This is a genomic window from Holdemanella porci, from assembly GCF_019052655.1.
Taxonomy (GTDB): Bacteria; Bacillota_I; Bacilli_A; order Erysipelotrichales; family Erysipelotrichaceae; genus Holdemanella; species Holdemanella hominis.
In genome coordinates this window covers 1-12040 of sequence record NZ_JAHQVB010000060.1, presented here as the reverse complement: position 1 = coordinate 12040, position 12040 = coordinate 1, and the positions used below count along the sequence as shown (strand labels likewise).

Genomic DNA, 12040 nt, shown 5'->3' with positions numbered 1-12040 from the left:
TGGAAAGACACAAAATTTTATGAATTAGGCTTGATTTTTATTATCTAATTTTTCTGGTATACAAAAAATTGTGAATTTGGTTTTCGAGTTGACAAATGTCATTTGGGTTGGGTAAAATTAATTATGAGTGAAAGAGGAGAGAGTAAAATGAATGATTCACAAAAAATGAAGTGGTACACACTTTCGTTTATGTGTTTTTCAACTCTATGGGGTTTTGGAAATGTTTTAAACGGATTTATGTACTTCAACGGAATTCAAGTCATCTTTTCTTGGATTTTGATGTTTGCGTTGTATTTTGTTCCTTATGCATTAATGGTAGGTGAACTTGGTTCTGCATTCAAAAATTCAGGTGGAGGTGTAAGTTCTTGGATTCACGAAACAACAGGTCCTAAAGCTGCATACTATGCGGGTTGGACTTATTGGGCATGTCACATTACGTACATTGCTTCTAAGGGTTCTGGTGGTTTGAAAGCATTAAGCTGGATGATTTTCCAAAACTCAGAAACTTATGCATCTTTTAACACAAAAGCTATTCAGTTTGCGACTTTAGCTGTTTTATTACTATTTAGTTATGTCGCAAGTCGTGGTTTAAACCCATTAAAGAAAATGGCTACAATTGCTGGGTCTAGTATGTTCGTTATGAGTATTCTTTATATCGTAATGATGTTTGCGGCTCCAGCTATCAATCCAAATGGTGGATATTTAGCTATGGATTTTAGTTTCAAAAACTTGATTCCAACTTTTGACTGGAAATATTTCAGTTCATTATCAATCTTAGTATTTGCGGTTGGTGGATGTGAAAAGATTTCACCTTATGTAAATAAAGTTGAAGATCCTTCTAGAGGCTTCCCTAAGAGTATGATTTTTGCGGCTATCATGGTTATCGTTTGTGCTATCTTTGGTACAATCGCAATGGGTATGATGTTTGATCCAGCTGTAATCGATGCTAACTTTGACTCATACAATGCGAATGGTTCATATTGGGCATTCCAAAGATTAGGTGAATACTATGGTATGGGTAATGTATTGATGATTGTTTATGCAGCTTGTAACTGTATTGGACAATTCTCTACATTAGTCATTAGTATTGATGCGCCTTTGCGAATGTTATTAGATAACGAAGATGCTCGTCAATTTATCCCAACTAAGTTATTGCACAAGAATGATGCAGGTGCATATTCAAATGGTATCATCATGGTCGATATTCTTGCCGGTGCAATTATCTTGGCTCAGGCTTTAGTTCCAAATGCAGATACAGTACTTCGTCAGTTGACTCAGTTAAACTCAGTAACAATGCCAATGCGTTACTTGTGGGTATTCTTTGCTTATGTGATGTTGCGTAAGAAAACAGATATTTTCCACCGTGACTATAAATTTGTGAACAACAACACAGTCGCAATCGTATTTGGTGCTTGGTGCTTTATATTAACGGGTGCTTGCTGCTTACTTGGTATGTATAAACCAGGGGATATGTATACTACAGTCTTAAATATTATCACTCCAGTTGTATTAACAGCTTTAGGATTGATTTTACCAGCAATCAAGAAAAAAGAGGCAAAAAATTAATTTTGCCTTTTCTTCTTATTTGTGGATAATTATAGTCGAGGAGATGTTTAATCATGAATACAATCGAAATTTCAAATGAATTAATTCAATTTATTGAATCAAGTCCTAGTATGTTTCATTCCATCAAAACGATTCGTACATATTTAGATGAGGCTGGATTCACGTATCTTCCTGAGTCTAAAGCTTGGGATGTTAAAGCGGGTGGAAAATATTATGCAATTCGTAACCACTCCAGTTTAATTGCGTTTAAGGTTGGTAATGATTTGGATTCTTATCATTTCCAAATGTGTGCAAGTCACTCGGATTCACCGACATACAAAGTTAAAAATGTGCCTGAGCTTGCCGGTCCAAATGAATATTTGCGTTTAGACGTTGAAGCTTATGGTGGTATGATTGACAACACTTGGTTTGATCGTCCATTAACCGTTGCGGGTCGTGTACTTGTTCGAAATGGTTCGAAGATTGAATCAAAATTATTATATATCGACAAAGATATCTTAATGATTCCAAATGTGGCTATTCACTTCAACCGTGAGGTCAATAATGGTTATAAATACAATCGTCAAATTGATTTGTGCCCTATGTTTTCTTGTGGAGCTCTTAAGAAGGGCGCTTTTGACAAAATGGTTGCGGATGAGTTGGACGTTAAGGCTGAAGATATCTTAGGTAAAGACTTATTCTTAGTGAATCGTCAAAAAGGTTTAGTTTGGGGATTGGAAAATGAATTTGTTTCAAGTCCTAAATTGGATGACTTACAATGTGCATTCGTTTCATTAAAGGCATTTATTGAGGCTGAAAATGAAAAGAGTGTCAATGTATATTGTTGCTTCGATAATGAAGAAGTGGGTTCAAACACAAAACAGGGTGCGATGTCTACATTCTTGAAAGATGTATTACACCGTATCAATGCGGGTTTAGGAAAAACGGAGGATGAATATTATCAGGCTATCGCGAAGTCTTTCTTAGTAAGTTGTGATAATGCGCATGCTCTACATCCAAATCATGCAGAAAAGACAGATGCCGTAAACTTTGTCACAATGAATGGTGGTATTGTCATTAAGGAAAGTGCAAACCAGAAATATACAACAGACGCATTTAGTCGTGCTTTATTTACAGGTGTATGTCAGAATGTGAATGTGCCAGTACAAAGCTTTGCGAATCGTAGTGATGTAGTGGGTGGTTCTACTTTGGGTAACTTATCCAATACGCAGGTAAGTGTTCATGCGGTAGACTTTGGTTTGGCTCAGCTTGCGATGCATTCTTGTTTTGAAACTGCAGGTGTTAAGGATACTGAATATGCGATTGTCGCATTGAAGGAATTCTATGAAACAAATGTGCAGATTGAAGAAGCTGAATCTGTATGTCTAGAGAAGTAATCATTCAAAGAATAGAAAAGTCGGATTTAATCGATGCGAAAAAGGAATTGATGATTGATCTAGTGAATTCAAAAAAGGAAGATAATTTCGACAAGAAAGTGGATCGTTTGTATCGTCATTTTTCTAAGAGTTCTACGTTTAAAAAACATGCCGAAAAAATGGTGGTTCGTGATGATGAAAAGCTAAAGATTTGTAACATGATGCTTGTGATGAGTGTGACATTGACTTTGTTCTTTTTAAAGGCGGTCTTGTTTTCGAGTTATGTTGTGAATTTTAGTGTGGATGCCATTGTCGGCTGTGCAGCACTTGTATTTTCATTGATCAATGTACGTACAAAGTATCGAACGCTTCAGCGGTATGATTTAGTTCGTGACTTTGTCTATTTGGATGTTTTATCTTTAATTTTATGTATATTATTTAAAATGTTCTTTCCTGTGCAAGTTGATTTTTCATTGATTATTTTATTGGTGGATTATTATTTGTGTAAGAAAAGATTTAAGGAAAAGGCATTTGAAAAATTAGAAGGGTAGGCTTGTGCCGGCCCTTTTTTCATTATTGAATTTAAAAAGAGAATCTTCTATTTTTGTTTCAAATATGGTATTATTGATTAGTAGTATGTAAAAGGAGACGTCGAATGAGTAAGAAAAGAGTTTATGCGGCTATCGAAATTGCTGATCAAGAGATTCGTCTTATCGTTTTAGAGATATTTGAAGCTCGTTACAACGTTTTAAGAACAGAAAGAGTTGCTTGTTCAGGTGTAGATAAAAATCAAAAGATTGTCGATGAAAGTGCTATTGTTACAGCCATTCGTCAAGCTATAACGAATGCACAGGCAGCTTTAGGATATCGAATTGAGCGTGTCTTATTGGCTGTTCCTAGTGTAAATGTAATGCGTAGCTCACAAAAGGTGCGTGTTCAGATTGAAGATGGTACAAAAAATATTCGTTTGTTCCATATTCAGCAAGGATTTAAAAACGCCATTCAAAAACGATTGAATGAAGATGTAGAATTTGTCAATGCGAATAAGGTGTCTTATGAAGTCAATGGACAAGTGAGTCAGAAACTTCCATTAAATCAGGAATGTGAAGATTTCATTATGGATGTAGATTTATTATATGCCGACAAGGAAACAATCTATTCGTATGCTCGTTGTGTGGAACAGGCAAATCTTGAAATCTTGGATCTATGTGTAGATTCATTTGCGATTGGTCAAGAAACTGCAGCTTTGGCACAGAGCACAGAAAGAGTTACAATCCAAATTGATTTGGAACAGAATCACTCTACTTTAGCTTTATTTAGTACAGGTCGTTTAATGACATGTACAACTTTGGATTATGGATACTTATGGTTCATTGAGGATATCCAAAGAAAATATAAGTTAAGTGATGATGTATGTTACAGATTATTGCAGAATATTTTCTCGGGTCAAGAAGATGAAAACAGTGATGTGATTGTTTATATTGAACAAAGAGAAGATATGCGTGTTGAGATTACGGCCAATGAATTAGCAAAGGCTTGTTTACCTCGTATTCGTCAATGGATTGCAGCTGTCAATGATGCATGTTTACCAATTGTTCGCCAAGGAAAATCAAGATATGTGATCACAGGACAAGGAAGTAACATTCCTGTATTGAAGGATTTAGATAAATCGTTCAATGCGAGCGCAATGATCTATCAAGAACAAGCTATTGGTGCAAGAGATGGTGCATTTGTGTGTGGCTTAGGTATGGCTTATGCATGGCAAGACATCAACCGTATTCACCATGATGACAGAATTAGTGCAAACAATAATGAATTAGAAGCGAGCATTGATTCTATTAATCAAAAGGCGCATACTGGTGAAGGTGGATTTACGAAGAAGTTAAAGAATGCTATTTTAGCAGATGAAGAATAAAAAAGAGAGGAAAATATTATATGACTGAATTTAATCAAGTAGCAAATATTAAAGTATTTGGTGTTGGTGGTGGTGGATCCAACGCTGTTAACCGCATGGTTGCTGATGGTGTTAAGGGCGTTGATTTCTATATCTGCAACACAGATGTACAAGTTATGAAAAACTCTCCTTGCGATAACAAAATCGTTTTAGGAAAGGAAACAACTAAAGGTTTAGGTGCTGGTGGAAATCCAGAATATGGACGTAAAGCTGCTGAAGAAAGTGAAGGAGAAATCCGCGAATCTGTAAAAGGAAGCGACATGGTATTTATCACTGCTGGTATGGGTGGTGGAACTGGTACGGGTGCTGCTCCATTAATCGCTAAGATTGCTAAAGAAGAAGGTGCTTTAACAGTTGCCGTTGTAACTCGTCCATTCACTTTTGAAGGTCGTCGTCGTGCAAACAATGCTAAAGATGGTATTGAAGAATTAAAAAAATATGTTGACTCATTAATTATCGTTTCAAATGACAACTTATTAGATGTGATTGGTCGTAAACCAATCGAAGAAGCATTCCAAGCTGCAGACAACGTATTACGTCAAGGTGTTCAAACAATCTCTGACTTGATCGCTGTTCCAGCATTGGTAAACTTAGACTTTGCGGATGTTCGTAGCGTTATGCAAAATCAAGGTCGTGCATTGATCGGTATTGGTATGGCAGAAGGAGAAGACAAAGCTATCTCTGCTGCTGAAAAAGCTATCCAGTCACCATTATTGGAAGCACAAATCTCTGGTGCTAAATCAGCTATCGTAAACATCACTGGTGGTGACAAAGTTAGCTTATTTGATGCACAAAACGCTGTAGCTGTAATTCAAGATGCAGCTGGTGGAGATGTTGACTGTATTTTCGGTATCGCAATCAACGAACAATTAGGGGATGCGATCATCGTTACAGTTATCGCTACTGGATTTGAAGAACCAAAAGAAAAACAACGTAAAAGACGTAGTGAACCAGTAATTAAACAAGTTGCGAATGATACATTGTTCACAGAACCGAAAATCCAAGCGCCTGTTAACCCAGGTGTTGTAACTAGTGTTGAAAATAACACAAGTGATGATGAACAAATTCCTAACTTCTTCTTCAATCGTTAATAGACATATATAGAGAGCTTAGTAAAAGCTCTCTTTCTTGTTAGTAGTAATCAATATACGTTAATTGCTATGGTATTAACTGCAAAATCCATAGCGAGATAGGATAAAATATCTAAGAATCAAAATTTTGCAGAGTATTATTTATTAGGTACATTATTAAGTACGATTAGTATTTTAGTTATTTCATTAATATAATTGTTGAGCGAATCAAATCTTGCTCTTTTTTAATTAAGTCAAACATCTTAATTCGGTGTTAATTAAGTCATATAGCTTAATTGATCATTCATTACCGACAAAATAATGGCTGTAATTTAAAAAAAGTATAAAAAAAACAGAGAATTGTATCTCTGTAATAGGCATGGCTGGGGTACTTGGATTCGAACCAAGGAAATGTCAGATTCAGAGTCTGATGCCTTACCGCTTGGCTATACCCCAATGTGCCTATTTATAATACACGATTTGTGTCTTTTTGACAAGTGTTTTTTATGTAAAACGCTTGTTTTTTTGCGTTTTAGACAAGATAGGAAGTATCGTAAGGAAATGCTTGAAATTAATGTCTTTTTCACATTGGGTTGTCAAAATAATAGGTGAGAAGAAAAGAATATATAAATGGGAGGTGAAGGAATGAAAAAGAAGATTTATATATGTTTGAGTATTCTTATAGTATTTATTCTTTCTTTAAGTATTGTTCGTGCCAATACGATGGGTACGTACGGAATGAGTTTAAAAGAAATGGAGATGATGGAGGAGTATAAAAAGGGAAATATCAATACGGATGAATTTATTGAATTACGAAAAGCTAAGGCAGGTGAGTATGGTTTATTAGATTATTGTGATTCCACTTATTTTTTAAGTGAAGACTTTTATGATAACTATTCGGATGCGTATTTGATCAAGAATGGCTTGATGATTTTAGATCGCTATAGTGCAGGATTTGAGACGACTGTAGATGTGATGGAATCTAGAGCGAGTAGTGTAGTAAGTATGAGTCATCATCGGTATGAAGAAAAGCCTGGTTACTATATTGCGAATGGAATATGGAAATTGTCGAATTCGCATGAAGCATTTTGTGCGCAGGGATTGAATGCATCTCCTGCAGTAGGAGATGTGACTTCCGATCCATATTTGGTTGAAAATGAGAACTTAAAGAAATGTTTGTACTATGGCTATAACGGCCCTGGGGACATATTAACATCTCGTTATGGCGTCAGTGGAGCAATTGTACTCACAAGTGAACTTGTGTCGAATGCTTATAGTTCAAATTGTATTAGTAAGGCGAGTAATGATGGGTATCACTGGAATAAAGTAGTGGGTGGTTTATGGAATGAAATCATCGCAAAGCCAAGTGTTAAAAATTATTCAACCTATTTAGTAGATGTAGCTGGGTCTGCCTATAACTGGCAAGGGGTGTTAACGCCAATTCAAAAGTTGGCATATGGTGTATATGTGCCTACAGGTTCAGTAAAGCTTTTAAAGGTCAGCTCAAAGAATGAGATCAATCAATCGAATGCATCCTATACATTTTCTGGAGCTCTTTATGGATTGTATAAAGATTCTGGGTGTAAAGAAAAGATTGGTGAATTTAAAATTGATGAAAATGGCAAGTCCAACGAGATTAAAGATTTAGATATTGGTACTTACTACATTAATGAAATACTAGCGCCGCATGGCTATCAAAAAGATACAACAATCTATACTGTTAAGGTTAAAGATCAAGCGGTTCAAGAAATTGAAGTGCGTGATGTTCCACAAACCAATCTTGTGGATTTAGTTTTGGTGAAACAAGATGCCCAAACAGGAAATAAAGCGCAGGGTATGGCCAGCTTAAAAGATGCAAAGTATGAATTTAAGTTTTATGGAGGTCTATATGATAAGGATCCAGCAAGTTTAGGTGTTTTACCAATACGCAGCTGGATATTAAAGACAGATAAGACGGGCAAGATTCTGATGGAAGATTCGTATAAAGTAAGTGGTGATGCCTTCTATACGGATCTGAATGGAAAGATATGTTTACCATTAGGTACGATTACGGTTCAGGAAATCGATCCTCCACAGGGGTATTTATTGGATAGCACAGTATATGTACAAAAGTTAGATTGTACAAGTAGTACGTCTGAACATATTAGTGCATTTAAGACATTCAGTGTGAAAGATACAGTGAACCGTTTAAAGTTGATTAAAGTACAGGAGGGTACGCAAATTCCATTGCCAAATGTCATATTTAAGCATATAATGCCAAACTTACCTTTTCCTTTACAAGAAAAGACGAATGATAAGGGTGAAATTGAATGGATGGGTCTGACAAAAGGAAAACATACATTAACCGAGTTTAAGACTCTAGATGGGTATGCCCTGGATATTAAGCCTATTGAATTTGAAGTGTTGCGTGATGGAAGTATTTCTGGAGTGGATCCTGTCATTACATTTTCAAATAAGGTGAATCCTTTTGAATTGAAGATCGTAAAGAAAAACAACATGCATCAATTACTGGATGGTGCTGTATTTGGATTATTTAAAGATAGTGAGTGTAAAGAAAAAATTGATGAGAAGAGTACGGTTGATGGTGTTGTATCTTTTGCGGATTTAAAGAATGGTGAAACGTATTATTTAAAAGAAATAAAGGCGCCAAGTGGCTATCAAAAGATAGATCGTGTGTATTGCATAAAAACGGATTTTATACCGGTTAAAGGACAATATGATGTGTATATAGATCAAGAAAAAGTAGATGGCTTATATGCGGATGGAAGTGTGAACTTGGAGTTTGTGAATGAAAGAATGACAAAGCTTCCACATACAGGTTCTAGTATGAGTTTGGTGTGTGTGGTTGTAGGTGCCTATTTAATGTTGAGGAGAAATCATGAATAAAAGAAATTTAATTTATACAGGACTATTGATGTTGGCAATGGTCACAAGTCCAGTCAGCGCAAAAGAAACAAGTGTTTCAGTTGTGCATGGGACGGCAAATTTTAATGAGGGGAATGCGAGTATTGTGATTCAGGCAAATCAAAATCAATCCATGCAGGGTAAGTCGTTTAAGGTATATAAACTATTTGATGCGACAAATTCAAAGGACAATACTTCGATTCACTATACTTTAAATAGTGTGTATGCATCTAAAATCAAGGAGCTTGTATCAAGTAAGTTATCTAAAACGGTATCGGATCAAGATGTAGTGGAATATATGATGTCTTTAGATAACGAAGGAAGTCAAAGTGAATATCGTACCTTTATTGAATCGATTCAAAAGGCGATATCTTCTATGGAAGCTCATATTGTGAATGTAGAGAGTTGTGATGTGAATGGAAATATCACGTTGGATAAGTTGGGATATGGTTTCTATTTGATTGATGAAATTACCAATGTATCCAATAGTCATGCGGCAAGTTCTATGACGATGGTCAATACGGCAAATCCTAAGGCGACGATTCAAATTAAGTCGGATTATCCGAGTATTGTAAAGAAGATTTATGAAGATGACAACAATATAGGTTGGAATGATATGGGTGATTTTGAGATCATGCAGAACATTCCGTATAAGTATGAATCGAAAGTGCCGGATATGAGTGGATATGTTTCTTATTTTTTAGAGTTTGAGGATGAAATGGATCCAAGTTTATATTTAAAAGAAGATAGTATACAAGTAAAGGTCAAGGATACTATTATTCCAGCTGATACATATAGTGTAACTAAATCTTCAAATGGATTTAAAGTTACATTCAATGATTTTAAAGGACTTGGTAGTCAAGGAGATCCAATCTTGTTTACGTATGATGCGTATTTAAATGATTTGTCAGCCACAAAGATTTCAAAAAAGGGTTTTGAAAATAAGGTACGATTAAATTTCTCAAATGATCCGCAAACGAATTCTAAAGGACAAACGCCTTGGGATAGTGTTGTGTGCTATACATATCAGGTGAAGGGTTTAAAGACAAATGAGAAGGATGTCAAACTTGAGGGGGCTACATTTAAGTTGTATCGTGATTCTAATTTGAGTGAGTTAGTAAAGGTAAAGAAAAGCACAAATGGATATGTAGTTTCAAATAGTGTAGATGAAGAGATTGTATCCAATGAAAAGGGTGAGTTTGTGATTCAAGGTTTGGATCAGGGAACGTATTATTTAAAGGAAATCCAGGCACCGGACGGATATACTTTATTAAAGGAAGCTATTGAGATTCAAATTACGCCTACATTTGTAGCGGATCGCAATAACTATACTTCGAATGGAGAGGGATTGGTTTCTCTATCGGCAACAAGTTTTAATACGCATTTAAATGCGAGTACGAATGATTTAAGCGTAGCTTTAAAAGTAGTGAATCAAACGAGTTCTAAATTACCAGTCACTGGATCTATGGGAACGATTGTCTGTGTACTAACGGGTGCTGGTATTATGGTGTATGTATGTAAGAAGAAAAGGGAAGAATAGGATTCTATTCTTTCTGGGTTTCTTGATTTGTGTATTGCCACTCATCTTAAATTTCTTCTTTCATCAAAGTGTAGAGAATGTCATTTCAAGTTTTTATTTAGAAGAAGAAAAAATGGATGAGGGCATATTGGAGTCGAGTTTTAATGCTGGGTTGAACTACAATCAAAACTTGTATTTGGGTAAAGAAAAAGAAGAGTATGAAACGATGTTGAATACTTTATCCTCAAATGTAATCGCAACCATCCAGATTCCAGTGATCGATGTAGACTTACCAATTTATCGTGGAACGAGTGATGAAGTATTAAATCGTGGGATTGGTCATTTTGACTTTACAAGTCTTCCTGTTGGCGGAAAGAATTCGCATTGTATATTAACAGGTCATAGAGGTCTTCCTAGTGCCAAGCTTTTTACGCGTTTGGATGAGTTAAAGAAGAAGGATTTGATCTATATACATGTGTGTAAAAAAGAATTGGTCTATGAGGTGGTGGATTCTATTGTGGTAGAACCGGAAGCTATCTTGGATATAGGTATTGAAAAGAATAGGGATTTGTTGAGTCTAGTGACTTGTACGCCGTATGGGATCAATACGAAAAGGTTGGTTGTAAGGGCAAAAAGAGTGTTTCCTAAAAAGAAAGAGAAAAAAGTGCGTAAATCGTATTCTTTTAGGGAATTGTGTTTTATTTTAATTCCAATAATTTGTGTAATGGTGGTGAAATGGTGAAGAAAATTGGTTTGATCATATTAATGATGATCGCATGTATTATGCCGATAAACGCAAACTCAATTAGTGTGGAGTTGCAGGATTCGGTAGATGAACTCTCGAAGGAGAATGTTGAGTTTGATGTTGTTCAAGTCGCAAAGCTTGTGGATGGCTTTTATGTATTGAATCAAGAATTTCAGGATTTAGATGTGGACTTCAATACGGAGTTATTGGCTGAAGAAGTGGAAGCAATTTGTACAAAATTAAGTGGGTATTCCATGGTTGGACAAACTCTTGTCACGGATGAAGAAGGTAAAGCTGTTCTTGAAGATGTAGAAGAAGGATTGTACTTTATTGATCCTGTCAATATTCATGAGTATGAAAGAATGAGTCCGATGTTAGTGAGTGTTCCTGAGTGGGATGGGGATACGTTAAATTGTGATGTGGTGTTGTATCCTAAGCATCGTCCGTTTGAGAAGCTGATTATTAAAAAGATTGATAAGGATTCTAAGGATGAAATCTTGGATTCTATCGAATTTACAAGCTATAAGGATAAGGATTGTACAGAATCTTTAAAGACATTTAAAGGTAATGGTACTCTATCGATTTTAATGCGTGAAGATAAGATGTATTTAAAGGAGACAAAGGCTCCTAATGGGTATGAAAAATCGGATCAAGTCTTATTTGTGGAAGTCAAGGAGGATGAAATCTTTATTGATGGTAAAAAGGTAGAGAATCATGAGTTCTTGTTTGAGAATAAGAAGATTCATGTTCCAACAGGAATTGAATATCATGGTAATATTTATGTGACTTTAGGTTTAATTGCACTTGTGATTATTTTACATTTGATTAATAAGAAGTTAAGAAAGTAGGAGTTTTCCTACTTTCTTTTCTTATATATTAAGATTTTGGTTTCGGAACAGGGGAATGCGGTATGTGAAAAACTGTCGA

At 35.6% G+C, this 12040-nt stretch carries 9 protein-coding genes and 1 tRNA gene; 9 read left to right on the top strand and 1 reads right to left on the bottom strand.

The window, feature by feature from the left end:
* Positions 1 to 147: 147 nt before the first annotated feature.
* The 5 genes from KTQ83_RS09675 to ftsZ all read left to right on the top strand — a co-directional run bounded on the left by KTQ83_RS09675 (position 148) and on the right by ftsZ (position 5966).
* Positions 148 to 1566, top strand: a complete 1419-nt coding sequence (locus KTQ83_RS09675) for an amino acid permease (protein WP_186999410.1) — start codon at positions 148 to 150, stop codon at positions 1564 to 1566.
* A 53-nt stretch (positions 1567 to 1619) separates the two neighbouring features.
* Positions 1620 to 2942 carry a M18 family aminopeptidase gene (locus tag KTQ83_RS09670; RefSeq protein ID WP_217256663.1) on the top strand — a complete coding sequence of 441 codons (1323 nt, stop codon included), beginning with the start codon at positions 1620 to 1622 and terminating at the stop codon, positions 2940 to 2942.
* Positions 2927 to 3472 carry a hypothetical protein gene (locus tag KTQ83_RS09665; RefSeq protein ID WP_217256662.1) on the top strand — a complete coding sequence of 182 codons (546 nt, stop codon included), beginning with the start codon at positions 2927 to 2929 and terminating at the stop codon, positions 3470 to 3472. The genes KTQ83_RS09670 and KTQ83_RS09665 overlap by 16 nt, the downstream gene beginning before the upstream one ends.
* 104 nt (positions 3473 to 3576) lie before the next feature.
* The gene (locus tag KTQ83_RS09660; RefSeq protein WP_117925831.1) at positions 3577 to 4836 is read left to right on the top strand and encodes a hypothetical protein; all 1260 of its coding nucleotides are present in this window, start codon (positions 3577 to 3579) and stop codon (positions 4834 to 4836) included.
* Between the two features lie 20 nt (positions 4837 to 4856).
* Positions 4857 to 5966 carry a cell division protein FtsZ gene (gene ftsZ / locus KTQ83_RS09655; RefSeq protein ID WP_117571723.1) on the top strand — a complete coding sequence of 370 codons (1110 nt, stop codon included), beginning with the start codon at positions 4857 to 4859 and terminating at the stop codon, positions 5964 to 5966.
* A 359-nt stretch (positions 5967 to 6325) separates the two neighbouring features.
* Here the strand turns inward: ftsZ and KTQ83_RS09650 are convergent.
* Positions 6326 to 6401, bottom strand: a tRNA-Gln gene (locus tag KTQ83_RS09650).
* A gap of 189 nt (positions 6402 to 6590) precedes the next feature.
* Between KTQ83_RS09650 and KTQ83_RS09645 the strand changes: the two genes are divergently transcribed.
* From KTQ83_RS09645 to KTQ83_RS09630, 4 genes are read left to right on the top strand one after another with little or no spacing between them, the layout of a single operon-like run.
* Positions 6591 to 8831, top strand: a complete 2241-nt coding sequence (locus KTQ83_RS09645) for a SpaA isopeptide-forming pilin-related protein (RefSeq protein ID WP_217256661.1) — start codon at positions 6591 to 6593, stop codon at positions 8829 to 8831.
* Complete coding sequence (locus tag KTQ83_RS09640; RefSeq protein WP_186999405.1) at positions 8824 to 10389, top strand: SpaA isopeptide-forming pilin-related protein; 1566 nt, start codon at positions 8824 to 8826, stop codon at positions 10387 to 10389. The genes KTQ83_RS09645 and KTQ83_RS09640 overlap by 8 nt, the downstream gene beginning before the upstream one ends.
* The gene (locus tag KTQ83_RS09635) at positions 10361 to 11110 is read left to right on the top strand and encodes a class C sortase (protein ID WP_217256660.1); all 750 of its coding nucleotides are present in this window, start codon (positions 10361 to 10363) and stop codon (positions 11108 to 11110) included. The genes KTQ83_RS09640 and KTQ83_RS09635 overlap by 29 nt, the downstream gene beginning before the upstream one ends.
* Positions 11104 to 11961, top strand: a complete 858-nt coding sequence (locus KTQ83_RS09630; protein WP_217256659.1) for an MSCRAMM family protein — start codon at positions 11104 to 11106, stop codon at positions 11959 to 11961. Before KTQ83_RS09635 ends, KTQ83_RS09630 begins: the two co-directional genes overlap by 7 nt.
* Positions 11962 to 12040: the final 79 nt, after the last annotated feature.